The 19,630-nt window shown below is 63.9% G+C and carries 16 protein-coding genes; 4 read left to right on the forward strand and 12 right to left on the reverse strand.

The window, feature by feature from the left end:
- Positions 1-6 precede the first annotated feature (6 nt).
- From C7411_RS22880 to C7411_RS22890, 3 genes are read left to right on the forward strand one after another with little or no spacing between them, the layout of a single operon-like run.
- Positions 7-1,761: a glycerol-3-phosphate dehydrogenase/oxidase gene (locus tag C7411_RS22880; RefSeq protein ID WP_110386330.1), complete on the forward strand. Its 1,755-nt coding sequence runs from the start codon at positions 7-9 to the stop codon at positions 1,759-1,761.
- A 41-nt stretch (positions 1,762-1,802) separates the two neighbouring features.
- On the forward strand, positions 1,803-2,231 hold the full coding sequence (locus C7411_RS22885; RefSeq protein WP_042263316.1) for an antitoxin Xre/MbcA/ParS toxin-binding domain-containing protein: 429 nt from the start codon (positions 1,803-1,805) through the stop codon (positions 2,229-2,231).
- Complete coding sequence (locus tag C7411_RS22890; RefSeq protein WP_110386331.1) at positions 2,231-2,722, forward strand: RES family NAD+ phosphorylase; 492 nt, start codon at positions 2,231-2,233, stop codon at positions 2,720-2,722. The genes C7411_RS22885 and C7411_RS22890 overlap by 1 nt, the downstream gene beginning before the upstream one ends.
- Before the next feature lie 209 nt (positions 2,723-2,931).
- Here C7411_RS22890 and proC read toward each other — a convergent pair whose 3' ends face one another.
- Complete coding sequence (proC, locus tag C7411_RS22895) at positions 2,932-3,744, reverse strand: pyrroline-5-carboxylate reductase (RefSeq protein WP_110386332.1); 813 nt, start codon at positions 3,742-3,744, stop codon at positions 2,932-2,934.
- Between the two features lie 88 nt (positions 3,745-3,832).
- Positions 3,833-4,993 (reverse strand): alpha-hydroxy acid oxidase, encoded by a 1,161-nt coding sequence (locus C7411_RS22900; protein ID WP_110386397.1) that lies wholly within the window; start codon positions 4,991-4,993, stop codon positions 3,833-3,835.
- 83 nt (positions 4,994-5,076) lie between these two features.
- Between C7411_RS22900 and C7411_RS22905 the strand changes: the two genes are divergently transcribed.
- A complete protein-coding gene (locus tag C7411_RS22905; RefSeq protein ID WP_110386333.1) occupies positions 5,077-5,907 on the forward strand; it encodes an IclR family transcriptional regulator in 831 nt (276 codons plus the stop codon).
- Between the two features lie 15 nt (positions 5,908-5,922).
- Here C7411_RS22905 and dapA read toward each other — a convergent pair whose 3' ends face one another.
- From dapA to C7411_RS22955, 10 genes are all read right to left on the reverse strand, one after another.
- The gene (dapA, locus tag C7411_RS22910; RefSeq protein WP_110386334.1) at positions 5,923-6,834 is read right to left on the reverse strand and encodes a 4-hydroxy-tetrahydrodipicolinate synthase; all 912 of its coding nucleotides are present in this window, start codon (positions 6,832-6,834) and stop codon (positions 5,923-5,925) included.
- A gap of 26 nt (positions 6,835-6,860) precedes the next feature.
- Positions 6,861-8,663 carry an ABC transporter permease subunit gene (locus C7411_RS22915; RefSeq protein WP_110386335.1) on the reverse strand — a complete coding sequence of 601 codons (1,803 nt, stop codon included), beginning with the start codon at positions 8,661-8,663 and terminating at the stop codon, positions 6,861-6,863.
- A 3-nt stretch (positions 8,664-8,666) separates the two neighbouring features.
- Complete coding sequence (locus C7411_RS22920; RefSeq protein WP_110386336.1) at positions 8,667-9,776, reverse strand: ABC transporter ATP-binding protein; 1,110 nt, start codon at positions 9,774-9,776, stop codon at positions 8,667-8,669.
- Between the two features lie 30 nt (positions 9,777-9,806).
- Positions 9,807-10,907, reverse strand: a complete 1,101-nt coding sequence (locus C7411_RS22925; protein ID WP_110386337.1) for an ABC transporter substrate-binding protein — start codon at positions 10,905-10,907, stop codon at positions 9,807-9,809.
- 94 nt (positions 10,908-11,001) lie between these two features.
- Positions 11,002-12,429, reverse strand: a complete 1,428-nt coding sequence (locus C7411_RS22930; protein WP_110386338.1) for an FAD-binding oxidoreductase — start codon at positions 12,427-12,429, stop codon at positions 11,002-11,004.
- A gap of 138 nt (positions 12,430-12,567) precedes the next feature.
- Positions 12,568-14,946: a putative bifunctional diguanylate cyclase/phosphodiesterase gene (locus C7411_RS22935; protein ID WP_110386339.1), complete on the reverse strand. Its 2,379-nt coding sequence runs from the start codon at positions 14,944-14,946 to the stop codon at positions 12,568-12,570.
- A gap of 180 nt (positions 14,947-15,126) precedes the next feature.
- Positions 15,127-17,205, reverse strand: a complete 2,079-nt coding sequence (gene scpA, locus C7411_RS22940; RefSeq protein ID WP_110386340.1) for a methylmalonyl-CoA mutase — start codon at positions 17,203-17,205, stop codon at positions 15,127-15,129.
- Complete coding sequence (locus C7411_RS22945) at positions 17,198-18,061, reverse strand: Pnap_2097 family protein (protein ID WP_243413296.1); 864 nt, start codon at positions 18,059-18,061, stop codon at positions 17,198-17,200. The genes scpA and C7411_RS22945 overlap by 8 nt, the downstream gene beginning before the upstream one ends.
- Positions 18,045-19,328, reverse strand: coding sequence for an MSMEG_0569 family flavin-dependent oxidoreductase (locus C7411_RS22950; protein WP_110386341.1), 1,284 nt, complete (start codon positions 19,326-19,328; stop codon positions 18,045-18,047). Before C7411_RS22950 ends, C7411_RS22945 begins: the two co-directional genes overlap by 17 nt.
- Positions 19,329-19,347: 19 nt before the next feature.
- Complete coding sequence (locus C7411_RS22955) at positions 19,348-19,629, reverse strand: MSMEG_0570 family nitrogen starvation response protein (RefSeq protein WP_110386342.1); 282 nt, start codon at positions 19,627-19,629, stop codon at positions 19,348-19,350.
- Position 19,630 lies beyond the last annotated feature (1 nt).

A 19,630-nucleotide genomic window follows, 5' to 3' on the forward strand; every position in this document is an offset into this window, starting at 1 on the left:
ACATCGATGACGGAACGAAACCGTGACTTCTTTCTCGACCGGCTGAAGCAGCACCCAAAGGTCAGCGTGTTGATTATCGGCGGCGGCATCAACGGCGCGGGCCTCTTTCGCGACCTCTGCCTGCAAGGCGTCGACTGTCTGCTGATCGACAAGGGGGATTTCGCTTCCGGTGCGAGCAGCGCCCCGTCGCGCCTGATCCATGGCGGCGTCAAGTACCTCGAAACCGGCGAATTTCGCCTTGTGGCCGAATCCACGCTGGAGCGCAACCTGTTGCTGAAAAACGCGCCGCATTATGTGCAGCCGCTCGAGACCGTATTGCCGATTCATTCGTACTTTGGCGGAACGATCGCGTCCGCGCGCCGCTTCTTCGGCATGAAGGCAAAGCTTAGCGATCGCGGCGCGGTCATTTCGAAGCTTGGCCTCGCGATGTATGACTTTCTCGGCCGCCATGACCGCACGATGCCACGGCATCGTTTCGCATTCCGGAGCAAATCGCTGCGGAGCTTGCCGCTGCTCGATCCGGCAATCAAGGCAACGGCCACGTATTACGACGCCCGGGTGACCCAGGCCGAGCGGCTGAATTTCGAACTCGTCGACGACGGCCTCGCTGCCTGCGAACGCTCCTGCGCAATCAATTACGCGAGCGTCGAACGCTCGGAGAACGGTGTCGTATGGCTGCGCGATCTCGTAACGCAAGAACGCATTGCCGCGGAGCCGGATATCGTCGTCAATGCGGGCGGCGCCTGGATCGACCGCGTAAATGGCGCACTCGGGATCGAGCGGAAGTACATCGGCGCAACAAAGGGATCGCATTTGATCGTCGGTCATCCCGCACTGCACGCGCAACTGCGTGGCCGCATGGTGTATTACGGCTCGAAGGACGGGCGCATCTCGCTCGTCTATCCGTTCATGGACAAGTTGCTGATCGGCTCCACCGATATCCGGGTCGACGATCCGGACGCCGTGCGCTGTGAGGACGATGAGGTGGCCTACATGCTGGGCGTATTGCGTGAAGTCTTTCCTGGTGCCGATATCAAGGCGTCCGATATTGTCTTCCGGTACAGCGGCGTGCGCCCCCTTCCCTGGTCCGACGCCACGAATCCGGGCGACGTGAGCCGCGATCACGTGATACATGTCGATCGTCTGCCCGGTACGCAAATCCCCGTGCTGTCGCTCGTAGGCGGCAAATGGACGACCTTTCGCGGATTGGCGGAATCCGTCGCCGACGATGCGCTCAGACGCCTCGGGCGTCCGCGCAACTTCAGCACGCGTCACGAGCCGATCGGCGGCGGTCGTGACTATCCACGCGATGCGAAGGCCAGGACCGCATGGATCGGCGAGATAGCGCAACGCAACGCTATTCCGGCTGCGCGGGCCGAAACGCTTCTCGCCCGGTACGGCACGGCGGCGGCCGCGGTTGCCGCGTTCTGCGCGCAAGCCCCGGACGGCCCCGCGGATCATGCGCTCACGAGCGAGCCGGGCTACACCGTGCGCGAGATTCAATACCTGTGCGAACACGAGATGGTGACGCGCCTCACCGACCTGATTTTCCGCCGTACGGCCATTGCCATCTCGGGACATCTGACGAACGCCGTGTTGCTGGAAACTTCTGCCATTGCTGCGCAAGTATTGGGTTGGGATGCCGTTCGCGCGCAGCGGGAAATTGACACGACACGCGAAGCTGCGCGCGAACGCCACGGCATTGTGCTTCCCGGCGCCGGGGTGGCTCGCGAAAATCCCACGCCGAACAGGATCAATTGATCTATAATGTTGGCTCAATTGACCAACGGCGGGTACGTACCATGCAACTCGTTTCCCCCGAGAAAATCGCTGCAGTCATGGGTCTCAGCCCGGTTCCGCATTCGATTGCCGAACTCGAGGCCCAGGTTGCGGAAGGCCTGCCCAAATCCGCCTTACGACACGGCGTCGAGCAGATCGCCCTGACCGCGGAGTCAAGGCGTGCGCTGCAGGCACGCATCGTCCCCGAGGCGACCTACAAACGCCGGCGCGACAGGCTTACACCTGACGAATCGGAAAAAACCGAGCGACTCGCGCGGGTCTATGCGAGCGCGGCGTACGTCTGGGACGACCCGGCGGATGCGCGAACCTTCCTGGCGACGCCACATCCCCTGCTGGAGGGGCGCGCGCCGCTCGAGGTCGCGCTGACCGAGCTGGGCGCGCGCCGTGTTGAGGAGCTGCTCTGGAAGCTCTTCTACGGACTGCCGGCCTGATGAGGATTTTCCGCATAGCCGACAGACGCCATCCGGTCTGGAGCGGCACCGGCGCCATGCTGGTCGGCGGCCGGTTCAACAGCCCCGGCCGTCCTGTCATCTACGGCGCGCTCACCTTCGCGGGCGCCATGCTGGAGGTCCTGGTTCACGCAAGAATCGGCAAGGTGCCAAAGACGCACGTCTGGGTCGAGGCACAGGTTCCCGATGGTGTACGGGTCGAAAGGCAGACAACGGCCACGCTCCCGGGAGGATGGGACGGACCGTCCCCTGAGATCGCACGTGGGTTCGGCAACCGCTGGCTGGAGGAATGCCGCTCTGCGATCCTGATCGTGCCTTCGGTCGTTGCGCGCGCCGAATCCAATGCCCTGGTGAATCCCGCGCATCCGGACGCTGCGAAGATCGTCATATCCGAAACCCAGCCTGTCGTATGGGATGAACGCTTGTTCCTTCTGCCCGCGGAGGGCGGTTCCGCGAACGCAGAACGTCACTGAACGCATCCTGCTCCCAGGCTCAGGCATGCCGCCAGCGAGTGTCCGCTTTCCCGCTCGTGCCCCCGCCGCGGCCGCGAAACCGCTGGGCTCTGCGTATCGGCATCGGATGGCTGGGCTTTAGCAGTGCAGTGAATCACCACGGCAGTCATTGAAGGCTCTTTGCAGGACTCCACACAGAAACCTTTCGAATCTGGCGACGAATCGCGTCTTCATGCAGACGCCAATTCGTCGCCGAGCTGCTTCGAGCGAACTTTCGCCGCGAGCGCGCCGCGCTTGATACTCGCGGCGACATCGGCCTGCGCGAATGTGGCCAGCGCGGCGGCCGTCGTGCCGCCCTTCGAGGTCACGCATTCGCGCAGCACGCTCACCGGGTCGGCCGATTCGGACGCGAGTTGCACAGCGCCCTTGAATGTCGCGAGCGTCAGCGTGCGCGCCTGCGCCGACGAGAATCCGAACTCCTCGGCGGCTGCCTGCATCGCTTCGATGAAGTAGAAAACGTAAGCGGGACCGCTACCCGAAATCGCCGTCACCGAGTCCAGATCGTCTTCAGCATCGAGCCAGCTAACAATGCCCACAGCACCCAGAATCGTCGATGCGTTTTCGCGATCGTCGCCGCCGACTTCCGGAGATGCGAAAAGACCCGTAGCGCCCAAACCGATCAACGCGGGCGTGTTGGGCATGGCACGCACCACGCGCGCGTGCCCGCCCAGCCAGTTCGACAGTTCCTGCACCCGAACGCCCGCAGCGACGCTGATGACGAGTTGTCCGCGCAGCAGCGGCGAGATCGACGCACAGGTCGACTTCATCTGCTGAGGCTTGACGGCAAGAACGATCACCTCGCTTTCCGGCAGCCCCGCGTCGACGCTTTCGCGCGCCTCTATGCCGAATGTCGCGCTGCATTTCGCGCGCGCCTGCGCGCCGGGGTCGACCGCCGTAATATCGCCCGGAGCGGCGCCACGGCCGATCAATCCGCCGATAAGTGCGCTCGCCATATTTCCTGCGCCGATAAATGCAATCTTCATGTGTAACTCGCTATCTGGATCAGGTGTTCGTCGATTTCGACGCAGCGCGATCGGCGCGCTGACGACGTTAAAGACTTCGGCTATTTGCTTAATCCATTTCCGCCAATGACGCGCCGGAAGGCTGCACGCACTCGCGATTCAAATTGTCGACGCGGGTTCGTCCAAGCAGCATCATCGTCGTGTTCATCTCCGCTTTCATCAGGGCGAGCACATGCGCGACACCGCCCTTACCTCGCGCGGCCAACCCGTAGAGCGGCGCGCGTCCGAGCAGCACCGCAGTCGCGCCGAGCGAGACCGCCTTGACGACGTCCGAACCGCGCCGCGCGCCGCCATCGACGAAAATGCGCAAATCGCGGCCCACCAGGCGGTGAATCTCCGGCAGCACGTCGAGCGGTGCGGGCGCGCTCGCAAGCTGCCTGCCGCCGTGGTTCGACAGCACGATGCCATCCGCGCCGGCGTCGCGGGCCAGAATCGCGTCATCGGCATTCAGAATGCCTTTGACGACCACACGTCCGCGCCAATGGCGCCGTATCCACGCAAGATCGGACCATTGCAATGCCAGGTCCATCTGACGACTCAGCAACGCCGCCTGCCGGTCCAGGTTCGCGGCTTCGCCCACGCTCTTCGCGATGTTGCGCAGTTGCGGCACGCCGTGCCTCAGCATCTGGCACGACCAGCCCGGATGCCGCACGCAATCCAGCAACAACTTCGCCGACGGCCTCAGCGGCAAGCGAAAGCCATTACGCACATCGTGGTCGCGATTGCCGTGGACGGGCGTATCGACCGTCAGCACCAGCGTGCTGAACATCGCCTCGCTCGCACGCCGCATCATGTCTTCGGCGATCGCGCGATCGCGCTGCACGTACAACTGAAGCCACAAATCCGCGTCTGGAGCAGCGGCGCGCACGTCCTCCAGCAACGACGTCGCCGCCGTGGACACGACGAACGGCAAACGCGCCTCAGCCGCGGCCGCCGCAAGCACCTCGTCGGCCTTCGGCCAGAACAGACCGTTGAGTCCGGTCGGTCCGACGATCATCGGCGCGGCAGATTCGCGGTCCCATATCGAAGCGGACAGCGAGCAGTCCGACACGTCCGCAAGTACGCGCGGCAGGAACTGCCATCGCCCATAACTGCTGCGCGCCGCGCGCATGGAATCGCCGTCCTCGGCAGCGCCTTCGAGGTAGTCCCACGCGATCCGGGCAAGGCGCGCCCGAGCGGCGCGTCGGTAATCGTCAACGCAAGCAAGCATGTCGGTCCCCGCAAAATACGCGTGCAAAATAATTGCATTACAATTATGTCAATTGAAAAACGACGCGTCATTCTCGACTGTCCATGCCGAAAGCCACCCCTGAGTCCCCGCGCAAAGCCGAAGCCTCGCGAAAAACCGAGCGCTCGTCGCTGTTCATCGGCTCGACCGAAAAGACGTTTCGCGTACTGCATGCCTTCGACGGGCCGAGCCGCCATCTCACGCTCGGCGACATCGCGCGCGTGGCCGATCTCGATCGCAGCGCCACGCAGCGCGTCGTGCATACGCTGGAGGAACTCGGCTATCTCTATCGCGTGCCCGAAACGCGCAATTACGGCCTCACCTCGAAGGTCCTGCAGTTTTCGTACAACTACATCCGCGCCAATGAGCTGGTCGACAAGGCCTCGCCGTATCTGCTCGAAATCAGCCGGCAAGTCGGCGAGACCACCAATCTCCAGGAACTCGACGGTAGCGAAATCGTGTTCGTCGCGCGCTTTCCGGGCCGTCACCTCGTCAATGTCGATATCGTCGTGGGCGCTCGCCTGCCGGCCATGTTCACCGCGTCCGGCATCGCGATCCTGTCGCGCTTGCCCGAGCCGCAAGTCAAACGCATCCTCGCCCAGACGCGTCTCGAACCGATGACGCCCTACACCGAAATCAATCCCGAGAAACTGCTCGAACGCATCCGGCTTGCTTCGCGGCGCGGCTACGCCATCGTCGAGAACGAAACCGTGCTGGGCGACATCTCAGTGGCCGCGCCGATCACCGATCACGGAGGCACCGCGGTCGCCGCCATCAACATCGCCGTGCCCACTTCGCGCTGGTCGGTCGAGCGCGCGGAAGCCGAACTCGCCAAGCACATTCAGGTCGCCGCGACTTCGATTTCGAAGTCGCGGCTGTCCACGTTCCGCCGCTGACGCCAACAACGCCGCTCAGGCGGCGATGCCCGGCTCGAACACGGCGAGCTGCTTCGCGAGTTCCGAACGCAGTTTCGCCGCCAGCGCGGCGTCGGGCTTCACGAGCGGCGCGAGCATATGCGGTGCGTCGACGCCGATCAGATCCATCACCGCCTTCATGGGCCCCGGGTTCGTCTCGGCGAACGCGAGGTTCATGAGCGGAATCAGCGAGCGATGCAGTTCGAGCGCTTCCTCGATGCGGCCGTTCGCTACGTGCTCCTGGATCTTGCGCCAGGCGGTCGGCAACAGCGTCGCGGTCACCACGATGCCGCCGCGCGCGCCTGCCGCGAGGTGCATTGGGAACAGCGTGTCCTCGCCGCTCAGCACGGAGAACGATTCGTCCACGCCCGCCACTGTGCGCAGGAAATGCCACATGTCCGTGTTGCACGCCTTCATGCCGATGATGCGTTCGTGGCGCGACAGTTCGTGCAGCACTTCCGGCGCGATCGCAATGCGCGTGCGGTACGGAATTTCGTAGATCAGGATCGGCACCGGCGACTCGTCCGCATAGCGCAGGAAGTAGTCGCGAATGCCCTGCTGCGTCGGGTTCGTGTAGTACGGCGTCAGCACCAGCAACCCGTCCACGCCCGCGGCGGCGAAGTCCTTGCCGGCCTGCAACGCGTCGTGATAGCCCGGGTCGAGCACGCCCGCGATCACCGGCACGTCGCCGTTGATTTCCTTGACCGACAGTTCCGCCATGCGGACGCGCTCCGCACGCGAGAGCGCGCCGTATTCGCCCGTGCCGCCAAGCGGCACCAGGCCGTCGATGCCCTGCTTGAGCAGGTAGCGCAGCAAGTTGCGCGCAGCGGCGACGTCGATCGTGTCATCCGCGTGGACGGGCGTCGGGATCGCGGGCAGGATGCCGCGCAGATTTTGCGAAGTGATCATTCAATAAATCTCTCAGGTAAAACCAGTCAGGAAGCCAGACTGCGGCGGCGCAGGCGGTCCGCGACCGCGATCAGCACCGAAATGAAGACGAACAGGCACGTCGAGACCGCGGCGATCACGGGCGAGATCTGCATGGTCGTTTCGTCCCAGAACTGCTTGGGCAGCGTCGTGTTCAGACCGCCCGAGGCGAACAGCGCGATCGTCAGTTCGTCGAACGAGGTGGCAAACGCGAACAGGAACGACGACATCAGCCCCGCGCCGAGAATCGGGAACGTCACGCGGCGCAGCGTCGTGAAGCGGCGCGCGCCCATGCTCTGCGCAGCGAGATCGAGACGCACGTCGTAGTTGCGCAGCACCGCCATCATCGTGATGACGACGTAGGGCACGGCCACGACCGTATGCGCGAGCATCAGCCCGAACGACGAGCCGACGAGGCCGATGTGGGCGAAGAAGTAGAACACCCCGACTGCGAGAATCATGCGCGGCACGACGATCGGCGCGAGCACGAAGGCCAGCATCGCCGCGTTCCACTTGAGACCGCCGCGCACGAGCAGGAACGCAGCCGGCGTCCCGATCGCCATCGACAGCACGCCGGTGCCGACGCCGACCACGAGCGAGCGCGCGACGGCCTGCATCCAGAGCGGCGAATCTGCGACCTGCTGATACCACTGCAACGAGAAGCCGTGCGGCGGCCACGCGAGACCCGAGAGCGAGTCGAACGACAGCGGGATCATGAGGAACGCGGGTGCGCTCAGGAAGATCAGGATCAGCCAGACGGCCGCGCGCAGCGAACGTCGCTTGCCGGCGCTTGCGCGGCGGCGCGGCGCGGGTACGAGGCGAAGCACGGCGTCGGTCAGATTGCCGAGCGCGGTCAGCACCACGTCGCCCGCCTTGCGGCTCCAGTTGCGGCCGTTGTGCGGCGCGCCCGACGCGGAACTGCCGCCCGCCATCGTCGAGAGGCCGACCATGCGGTCGTAGACGACGAACACCGCCAGCACCACCACGAGCAGCAGCACCGAGATCGCGCCCGCGAAACGCCAGTTCAGCGCCTGCATCACCTGATCGATGATGAGCTGCGTGATCATGGTCTGGCGGCGGCCGCCGAGCAGCGTCGGTGTGATGAAGAAGCCGATTGCGGTGACGAACACCATCAGCGCCGACGACGCCACGCCAGGCAGCGAAAGCGGGAAATAAACCTTCCAGAACACCGTGCCCGGACGCGCGCCGAGCGTCGCCGCGGCGGTCGGCAGGCGGCCGTCGATGTTCTCCATCACCGAAAGCATCGTGAGGATCGCGAGCGGCATCAGCGCATGTACCATACCGACGATCACGGCGGGCAGGTTGTAAAGCAGGCTGAGCGGCTGGTCGATGATGCCGAGATGCATCAGCGTCCAGTTGATGACGCCGTTGCGCCCGAGCAGCACCACCCATGCGAACGTACGCACGAGAAAGCTGGTCCAGAACGACAGCAGCACCCAGTACAGCACCTTGCTCTTGCGGTCGCGCGTGAGCGTCGAAATGAACAGCGCAACGGGATACGCGGTCAGCACTGAAAAGAACGTCGTGAGCAGCGAGATTTTCATCGTCACCCACAGCACTTCGACATAGACGGGCGACGCGAACAGCCGCCGGTATTCGGCGAGCGAGAAGCCGCTGTCGTCGCGAACGCTCAGCAGCAGCAGTTGCCCGACCGGATAGATCAGAAACACCGCCAGCAGCACGACGATCGGCGCGGCCATCGCGGCGATACGCAACGCGCGGCGCCAGCGCTGCCGTTGCAGGCCGGTGCGGTCCGCTTCGGCGGGAACAGTGAGCGCGGAAGGATTCATGACTTACTCCGCGATCGCGACGGCATCGGACGCCGACCAGCGCAGGCGCAGCGCCTGGCCGACTTCGTACTGCTCGCCGAGGCGGTTGGTCGGGAACGCGGCGATCACTTCCGTGCCGCCGTTCACGGGCTCGATGGCCTGCAAATAGAGCTTCGTCATGCCGCCGGTCACCATGATGTCGGTGAGCCGCGCCTGCATCGACTCGGGCTGATTTGCCTGGTCCGCGCCGATGTTGCCGCTTTCCACATGCAGGTTCTGCGGACGGATCATGATCCGTGCCTTGCTGCCGGGGCGCAGGCTGCCGTCGTACGCCATCGCGTGACCGCAGTGACGCCCGCCGATGGCGATGCCCACGCGTTCGTCGTCGCGCGACGACACCGTGGCGTCGAGCAGATTCGATTCGCCGAGGAAGTCGGCCACGAATACGCTCTTCGGCCGGAAATACAGATCGGCGGGCGTGCCCAGTTGCGCGATCGAGCCGGCGTTCATCAGGCAGATGCGGTCCGACATCGTCATCGCCTCTTCCTGATCGTGCGTCACGTAGACAATCGTGGTGCCGAGGTCGCGGTGAATGCGCTTGATTTCGAGCTGCATGTGATCGCGCAGCTTCTTGTCGAGCGCGCCCAGCGGCTCGTCCATCAGGATGATCGACGGGCGATACACCATGCAGCGCGCCAGCGCGATGCGCTGCTGCTGGCCGCCGGAGAGCTCGCGCGGATAGCGGCCTGCCACGTGCGGAAGATGCACCATCTCGAGCGCTTCGGTGACGCGCCTGCGTGTGGCGGCAGCGTCGACCTTGCGCATCTGCAACGGGAACGCGATGTTCTCGGCCACCGTCATGTGCGGGAACAGCGCATAGTTCTGAAACACCATGCCGATGTCGCGTTCGTACGGCGCGCCGTAGGTCACGTCGGTCCCGTTGATGTGAATGCTGCCGCTATCGGGATGCGACAGCCCCGCGATCAGGCTGAGCAAGGTGGTCTTGCCCGAGCCGCTCGGCCCGAGCAGGGTCAGGAATTCGCCCTGGGCGACGTCGAGATCCGTCGGGGCGAGCGCGACGAAATCGCCGTAGCGCTTGCTGAGCCCTTTGACAGTGAGATTGGTAGCTGACATTGGCGTCGAAATCCGGGAAGTGCCGAAAGTTCAGGAGAGAATCCAGCTGTTGAATCGTTCCAGCGCCGTACTCTGGTTTTGCAGCCAGTATTTCGCGTCGATATGGACACCGCTCTTCATGTTGTCCGGAAACGTCGGGCAGTTCTTCGCGGCTTGCGGCTTCACATAATCGAACGCCTCGGGTAGCGTGAGACCCGCCGGGAAGTAATCGACCAGTTGCGCCTGGCGCTTCGGATCGGTCGCGAACTTGATGAATTCGCGGCAAGCATTTGCGTTCGGCGTGCCCTTCAAGATCGACCAGCTGTCGCAGCCCCAGATGTTCTGGTTCCAGACGATGGAAACCGGCGCGCCGTTGGCCATCGCCGATTGCGCGCGCGACGCCCAGGTCGCGACCATCGCGACTTCGCCGGAGCCGAGCATCTGCTCGACCTGCGCGCCCGTCGTCCACCAGACATCGACGTGCTTCGAGATCTTGTCGAGGCTCGCGAAGGCGCGGTCGAGATTGCACGGATAGACCTGGACAGGCTGCACGCCCGACGCCATCAGCGCTTCCTCAATGGTGTCGAACGGATATTTGCGCATCGCGCGGCGGCCCGGAAACTCGCTCACATTCCAGAGATCGGCCCACGACGACGGCGCCTTGCGGCCCTTGAACGCGTCGGTGCGATAGGCGAGCACCGTCGAATACACGTTCGTGCCCACCGCGAACGGCGACATATATTGACTGGGGACTTTCGATACGGCCGGATCGGCTTCGAGGCCGTGGCGCTCCAGATACTCCCTGCCGCCCGACGTGAGCATCAGCACGGCCGGCTGGCTGATCTTCGCCATGTCCCATGTGTAGCTGCCGGCGTCCACCATGCTCTTGATCTGCGCGGTCGGTTCCGCGTTCGCCTGCACGCCGATCACCTCGATGCCGGTGGCCTTTGTGAACGGCTGGTAATAGACGGCGCTGTACGCCTTCGTATAGATGCCGCCGTCGTCGCGAATAACGATGCGTTTGTTCGCCGCCCGCGCCGGAGTCCAGACAAACGGAAACGCCACCGACGCCGCACCGGCGGCCGCCAGTTTCATCGCGCTTCGGCGGGCCGGATTTTCGATCGTGCAGTGCCCGGATTTCTTCGACTTCATCGTGAACTCCAAAGTTTTGTACTACGTATTAATCGTTCAACGCAGCGATCGACCGATGGCGAGCTGGCCTGCGTTCCGATCGCGGCCGCCGCGCTCAGGGAATGAGACGCCCCGGATTCATGAGATTGTTCGGGTCCAGCGCCTGCTTGATGGCGCGCATCGCGGCCAGCTCGACCGGCGACTTGTAGTGCGCCATTTCCGCGAGACCCGTTTCGCCGATGCCGTGCTCCGCGCTGAACGAACCGCCGAGCCGATGCGCCACGTCGTTGACGGCGCGGCGCAGCGCGCTGCCCATCGACGGCGCGTCGGCCAGCGCTTGCCACGCGGAGAAGGAAAACATCGGGATAAAGTGAATATTGCCGTCGCCCATGTGCCCGACGATCACCACGTCCAGATCCGGCACGATCGCGCGCACGGCGCGCGTGGCGCCGTCGATGAACGCCGGCACGGCCGAGATCGGCACCGAGCAATCGGTCGTCAAGCCCACGCCCGCGCCCTTGTTCGCCTCGGTCACGCTGTGGCGCACTTCCCAGAGATTCGCGCGCTGCGTGTCGCTCATGGCGATGATGGCGTCTTCGATCAGATCCGCTTCGGCGGCTTCCTCGAGCGTGCGTTGCAGGACGGCTTCCATCTCCGCGCCATCGCGCGTGTCCGACAATTCGACGAGCACATGCCACGCGTGCGCGTCCGCCAGCGGGTTGCGCCGGTCCGGCACGCGCTCGACCACGAGCTGCAATTGCCGCGCGTTCATCAATTCATAAGCGGAAAGACGCGATCCGCAGTTCGCCTGGAATATGTCGAACACGCGCAGCGCCGCCTCGGGGCTGACCGGCGCGAACCACGCGAGCGCATGGTGCGTGGGCAACGGATGCAGCTTGAGCGTCGCCGCAGTGACGATGCCGAGCGTGCCTTCCGCGCCAATGAATACCTGTTTCAGATCGATGCCGGTATTGTCCTTGCGCAGGCCGCGCAGCCCGTTCCAGATGCTGCCGTCGGCGAGCACGACTTCCAGGCCGAGCACGTTCTCGCGCGTATTGCCGTAGCGCAGCACGCTCGTGCCGCCCGCGTTGGTCGAGAGTGTGCCGCCGATCTGGCAGGAACCTTCCGCGCCCAGGCTCACGGGATACAGGCAATTAACCGACGCTGCTTCGTCCTGCACAGTCTTCAGAATGCAACCGGCTTCGACTTCCATCGAGCGATTGGCGGCATCGAGCGCACGGACGCGCCGCATGCGCGCAAGGCTGACGATCACCGGCGCCGGACCCGCGCTGCGCGGCACCGCGCCACCGCACAGACTCGTGTTGCCGCCTTGCGGCAGGACGGGCACGCCGTGCGCGGCGCACTGTTTGACGATGAAGGCGACCTGCTCTGTCGACGAAGGATGCGCGACGCACAGCGCGCGGCTCTTGTAACGTCCTCTAAAATCCTCGACGAAGCCCGCCATGTCGGTTTCGGCCGTCAGCACCGCATCGGCGCCCAGTTCCGCTTGAAGTGCTGCGATTAATCCGACCTCAACTTCCATGTCCCATTCCTCGTCAGGTTGCACCGACGGCTGCTGCAGCCGGCCAGATCATGTTGCGAAGGATAGGGTTGCCAAAATTGCAATGGAATACAAATAATCGTATTGCGATTACATGGAGTGTAAACCCGTAGCAATCCCTTATGGATCAACGGCTTTTTCGGCGCAATTTGTCGCGAACCGGACGCCTTTCGCTGGGTTCGCCTGGGGTGACGGGCGTGACGGGGAGAATGACGTCGGACATGCTGCAGGCAGCGCCCGCACCCAGCGCGCGAAGTCATGGGGGGCTAGTGGCGGCGAAAACAGAAACCCTTGATATAGATGGCAGCCGTGCGTGCGCAGAAAGTCGCGTTGGGCATGCGTTTCCACGCCTTCGGCGGTCACCGTAAGTTTCAGGATCTTGCCGAGGCGGACCAGCGTTTGCGTCAACGACTCCGCCATTGCATCCCTTCCGATGCCTTGCACGAAGCTCTTGTCGATTTTCAGTTCCTTGACGGCGAACCGGTGAAGATAGCTCAGGGACGAGTAACCCGTGCCGAAATCGTCAATCGACAGTGCGACGCCTAAAGCATGGATGGCATCGAGCGATTTGCGGATGTCGGCAACCGATTCATCGAACAGGACCCGTTCGGTCATTTCGAGCGTCAGGTCCGCAGCAGCGAGGCCATGGAACTGGAGCGTAGCAATAACGAAGTCTGGGTAGTCCGGACGCTTGAAGTCGGCAGCGCAAACATTCACCGATACGTTCGGCACGTCGAGGCCTTCGGCACGCCACTGCGCAAGTTGCCTGCAGGCCTCACCCATCACCCATGCATCCATCTCCGCGATCAGACCGCTTTCCTCAGCAATGGCAATGAAACGGTCCGGCGCAATGCTGCCCTGCCGGTCGTCGTCCCAGCGCACGAGCGCCTCGACGCCACACAGCACGCCTGTGGCGTCGACCTTGGGCTGATAGGCAACACTCAGGGCGTTCGCGCGCAATGCCCGCTGCAGCGCGATCTCCAGTTCGAGTTGTTCTTTCGCCTGACGCTCATACTCGGGAGCGTAGAACTGCATCTGGTTGCGCCCGGCGCTCTTCGCCCGGTACATCGCCAGATCTGCGTTGCGTAGCAGAATGTCGGTCTCTTCCCCGTCGAGCGGCGAAAGTGCGATGCCGATGCTGGCGCTGATCGTGATGCGGGTGTCTTGCTTCGAGTTGATGAGGATGGGTTGGAATACGGCCTGCAGAATGCGCCCGGCGACGTGTTTGGCTTTCAGTACATCGCATTCCCGCAGAACAGCGAGAAACTCGTCGCCCCCAAGGCGGCCAATCACGTCACCCGTATGGATCTGATCCTGGAGGCGCCGTGCGATTTCGCGCAGGACCTCATCGCCGGCGGAGTGACCCTGGGTGTCGTTCACACGCTTGAAACGGTCGAGATCGATGAATAGTACTGCGAGCGTCGTCCCGGTCCGTTTGGCCTCCGTCAGCATCCGGAGCGCTTCTCTTTGAAGCTGCACGCGGTTGGGCAGGCCCGTCAGCGAATCGAACCACGCAAGTCGCTGCAAGCGGCGCTCCATGGCCAACCTCTTGCGCAACTGTCGGCTGAACATCAGTAGCAACAGGATGAGGAGCGCATCAAGAATGACGCTGACAATCCCGATCGTGATCGCTCGCTTGCGCCAACCTGCAAAAATGTCGTCCGTCGCAAAGCCCACGACGACGACGAGCGGATAGCTGCCGATACGCCGGAACGTATACAGGCGCTCGACGTGGTCGAGCACGGCGATATCGATATAGGTGCCTTGACCGGATCGCACGAGCGGCTCGAACGAATGACCGCCCGCGAGCGACTTTCCGATGTCGCCCACGTGAAACGGTTGGCGCATGAGAACGGTTCCGTCCATGCGCAGTAACGTAATCGTGTCGTGTCGACCGAGTATGGAGTCTTCGAAAAGGTGCCGGAAATAGCTGAGCCGCAGCGTGCCAGCGACTATGCCGGCGAATTGGCCGTCCTTGTCCTCGAGCCGCCGGCTTAGCGCGATCTGCGGTATTTCGGGTTCCTCAGCGTACGGCAGAAAAGGGGCACTGATGTAGAGGCCCGCATTTGACTGCAGCCGCTGAATCTGGAAATAGTCGCGACCGCTGACGCTGAGCTTGCGCGGCGGAATCGAGCGCGAGTCGAGTATCAGCTTGCCTGTTGCATCCGTCGCAAAGAGGGCACCCAGTTCCGCCGCATTGGCGGCCGAACTGAACGCGACGAGCTGCCGGACCTCCGGGGGGAGCCGTATGATGCTGGGAGTCTCGGCACTTGTCGCAACGTCGCGCATGGCGAGCTGGTAGATGTCCAGATTACGCTCGATCTCCTTTTGCAGTGAAATCACGAGATTCTGGGCCGCAACGCGTGCCTGCGCCATCGCGTCGAGCCTCATTTCATAGAGCGAGGCGACCGTGACCCCCGTGGTCGCGAGCGTGATTCCAATTCCGGCGTAGATGAACAGCGCCGGCCTGGTAAAAAGAGAGGTGGGAAATCGAATCATGATCGTCGAGAAAGCCCGAGGGGAAAGCGAAGTGTAAGCAAAAGGCCCGGGCACTTCACGGACTCGGTCTCTGCAGACCCGCTGAATTGTATGGGATCAGGCAGACACCCGCGGTCGAGATATCGACGAAGACAGGTAAAACTTTACCCCCTCACAAGGCAAGGGAGCTTGAACAACGCCTCATGACGTACAGCAATCTCGTAGAGACCATTCCACCTCATTCAGGATGCCAACAACATCTTGCGCAATCTGGCCGAGCGGCGTGTCCGGCCCGAATATCTTGAGCACACCGCAGGTGAACAGCGATTCGTGATGCGCTGTTGGCACGATGCCGCCGAGCACCACCGGCGCGCCGCAGCCGCGCTCGCGCAACGCGCCGAGTAGCGCGGGCACCAGCGTCGCGTGCGCGCCCGCGAGCGTCGAAACCCCGACGATATCGGGCTCGCGCGAGTACGCCCAGGCAGCCGCCTCGTGCGGCGTTGCGAAGAGCGGTCCCAGGCTGACTTCGAAACCTGCGTCGCCAAGCGCAGCCGCTACAACACGTGCGCCGCGATCGTGGCCGTCCTGACCTAGCTTCACGAGCGCCATCCGCGGTTTGCGTCCATATGCTGCGCACCAGTGAGAAACAGCGTCCTGCGCCGCCCTCCATGCGGCGTCGCCCTCGCCCGCCTCCGACCAGGCGGACGCCTCGCTTGTGAGCGCGGCGTGCCAGCGCGGCCACACACGCTCGAGCGCCGCGGTGCATTCTCCAACTGTGGCTCGCGCGCGAATCGCATCAATCGTCGCGGCGAGCAAATTGCCCTTACCCGCGCGGGCGCATTGTGCAAGCGCATCGAGTGCGGTATCCACGCGTGGCGCATTGCGGGTCGATTTTATATGCCGCAAGCGCTCGACCTGCATCGCACGCACCATGCGTCCGTCGACTTCGAGCCGCTCGCTCTCGGTGGAATGTGCCTCGCGGTAATGATTCACACCCACTACCACGCGCTCACCCGAGTCCATCTGCGCCTGAGTGCGCGCCGCGCCGCGATGCAAACGCGCCTGTACCCAACCCGATTCGATGGCGGCAATTACGCCGCCTTGATGATCGATTTCGGCGAGCAGCGCTTTCACGCCTTCCACCATGCGCGCCGTGAGTGCTTCGATCAGATACGACCCGCCCCACGGGTCCACCACGTCGCAGAGGCCCATCTCGTGCTGCAGGATCAGTTGTGTGTCGCGCGCGAGCGTAGCGGCCGCGGCGCCCGGCAGCGAAAGCGCTTCGTCCCACGCGTTCGTGTGCAGCGACTGCGTGCCGCCGAACACCGCTGCCATGGCCTCCACTGTCGTGCGCACGACGTTGTTTTGCGCACGCTGCGCATGCAGGCTTGACCCCGCCGTCTGGCAATGCATTCGCAACTGCATCGCGCGCGCCGAGCGAACGCCGAGCGCCTGCGCGAACTCGGCCCACATCACCCGTGCGGCGCGCAGCTTGGCGATCTCGCCGTAAAAGTCGCGTCCCACAGCGAAAAAGAAGCTCAGCTGCGCGCATACGCGATCTGCATCGGCCCCTTGTTCGACTAGCCGCCGGACGTATTCGCGCGCGTTGGCAAGCGTGAGCGCGAGTTCGAGTGCGCCATCCGCACCGGCTTCGTGCAGGTGATAACCGGAAACCGACATCGCGTTGAAACGAGGCAAATGCGCGAGCAGGTAATGCACTACGTCGGTCGCGATCCGTAACGAAGGATCAGGCGCGAAGATATACGCGTTGCGCGCCATGAACTCCTTGAGGATGTCGTTCTGGATCGTGCCGCGCAGTTGCGCCGCGTCGAAGCCCGACTCCTCGGCCGCAACGATGAAAGCGGCGAGCACGGGCAACACCGCACCGCTCATCGTCATCGACACGGAGACTTCGTCGAGCGCCACACCGTCGAAGAGCCGCTTCATGTCCTCGACAGAGTCGATCGCGACGCCCGCCATGCCCACATCGGCGGCCGCATGATCGTGGTCGGAATCGTAGCCGCGATGCGTGGGCAAATCGAACGCGACCGACAACCCCTTCGCGCCGCGTTCGAGCGCGTCCCGGTACGCGAGATTCGAAGCGGCGGCGTCGGCGTAGCCCGTATACTGGCGAATGGTCCATGGGCGCTGCGTGTACATCGTCGCGTGAATGCCGCGCTGGAACGGATATTCGCCCGGACGCGCATCGAGCCACGGCACGTCGGCGAGGTCGGTCTGTGTATAGAGCGCCTTGCGCGGCGCCATAGTCCGTTCATTCATGCGACCACCGTTTATGCGTGACGACGTCGGCGATGCGCACACCGTCCGCCGCGCGCGAAATGGTGCACCAGTGCGAGAGCCCGTCGTGGCCCGCATGGCGCGCGCCAAACGACAGCGTGAGCCGATCGCCGACATTCGCGTTGCCATAGAACACCATGTCGCGCCCGATCAGCGTAGGCGGCGCGGAATGCTGCGCGGACCGCCAATGCCACTCGGCGCGCTCGACCATCGACTGGAAGCTCGCGAAATACAGCAGGTGCGCGCCGTTGAAATCGAGCGAGGGACAAGGCAGATAGTCGACCCCATGCTCGACCGCATGCGCCGCGCGATCGAGACGGCCATGCTGCGTCCAGTCGCCCGCGCGCAGCCGCTTCGCTTGCGCGATCAGCTCCTGCGCAGCGGCGGGCGTCGCAGGCGCGGGCGCACCGGCGAACATCGCCTTGCACACCGAGCGGTTGTCGCCGGCCTGCTCACGCCGTACGAACGTGGACATCATCTCGACGTTCGCAACCACGCTCTCAGTGGTGAAGACGCGAAACTGGCCGAAGTGGCGCGCGCCCGCGATCCGCCTCACGTCCGCTTCGATCGCGAAGCGCTGGTTCTCGCTCACGTCTTCGAGCCGCGCTTCGCGCACGCGAATCGCCGTGAAGGCCGCATACGATTTGCGGCCTTCGTCGTCGTAGAAGTCAGGCGTGTTCAGCTGCGCCTGTGCTGCAAGCGCATTCCAGTGCAGCTGCCCGCATGTGCGCAAGAGCCACTGCTCGGACAGTCCCGCGAAAGCCAGCTCCGGCATGCCCGCGATGTAATGCGTGCGGGTTTGCGCGGACACGCGCTCGCTGTCACGCCGCGCGCGCATCGAGCCTCGCAGGCGCTGAAATCTGGTCGGCCAGCCAGGCGGCGTCGCGCGCGATGCCCGAGAAGCGCCCCGAGCCCCACGTGTGCAGCCACGGCAGGCCCAGAAAATAGAGCCCTTTCTGCGCCGTTACGCCGCGCGCGTGGCCCGGATAGCCGCGCCCGTTGAAGACAGGCAGATCGATCCAGCTGAAGTCTGGTTGAAACCCGATGCACCAGACGATGCTGCCGATGCCGCTCGCGGCGAGATCGAGCGACGTGCGCTCCTGCTGCGGTGTCCAGACCGGACGATACGGCTCGCCCGGCGGCGCATCGATGCCGTTCTGCGCGATGAAGCGATCGATCGAAGCGTTGATGCGGTTATACGTTTCGTCGGCGCTATCGAGATTGGCGCGCAGATTCCCCTTGAAGCGCAACGCGCCATCGGCAAAATCCTCGAGCACGCCGTACAGTTCCATGCCCTCGCTCGCGAACTTGCGCAGGTCGATATCGCGCCCGCCGTCGCGGCCCGTGACGTAGTGATTCGTGTTGTCACGTACGCCTTCGCGCAGCGGATGTGCTTCGACCGGCATGTCGTAGTACTTCATATCGGCGAGCCAGTCGACCACGTCGCGGCCGCGATAGAAGCGCGCGCAGCGCGGCGCTTCACCGACGGCGAGCACGACCTTGCGCCCGGCGAGATGCAGGTCTTCGGCGATCTGTGCGCCCGACTGTCCCGAACCGACGACGAGCACCGCGCCCTCGGGCAACGCCGCCGGATTGCGATACTCCGACGATTGCATCTGCACGATCGAAGCGGGAAGCCGCTCGGCCATGCGCGGCACGATCGGCGTGTGATAGCCGCCCGAGGCGATCACGACCTGATCGGCGCTCAATGACCCCTGGCTGGTCAGCACGAGAAAGCCGCCGTTGGGCCGCTTCGACACGCGCGTGACGGCAACGCCTTCGCGCACGGGGGCATCGACATGGCGTATGAATCCGTCGAGCCACGCGATGATTTCGTCTTTCTTCATGAAGCCGTGCGGTTCGTCGCCGCGATACGGATAGCCCGGCAGCGCGCATTGCCAGTTCGGCGTGACGAGCGAGAACGCGTCCCAGCGCTGCTCTCGCCACGTATGCGTGACGGTGCGTTTTTCGAGCACGACGTGATCGATTCCGCGTTGCTTGAGGTAGTAGCTCATCGACAGCCCGGCCTGGCCTCCGCCGACGACCGCCACGCTGAAATGCTCCTCGGGAACCGGCAGGTTGGCCGCGAGAGTCTGGGTGGACATGCAAATCTCCTTGATAGGTTCAGTCGACGCTCACGACGGTCACGTGGGCCGCCGGTTGCGAACGGTATGGCTGTGCGGCAAGTTCGATCGCTGCCCACTGGTCTTGCGCCGACGAACACGCGTAGCCGAATTTTTCGCGCACGCGCTCGGAGGCCGCGTCCAGCGCGTCGTGCGCCTTGACGAGAAAAAGTTCGAGCGGGTAAACGCCGGGGCGCAGATGCTCGCGCACGATGGTCGAGGGGGAATAACAGCGCTCTTCGTGGCCGTCGGGCCAGCGCACCACGAAATGGGTAACAGGCATG

Origin of the sequence: Paraburkholderia silvatlantica, from assembly GCF_003096715.1 — a bacterium.
GTDB classification, from domain to species: domain Bacteria; phylum Pseudomonadota; class Gammaproteobacteria; order Burkholderiales; family Burkholderiaceae; genus Paraburkholderia; species Paraburkholderia silvatlantica.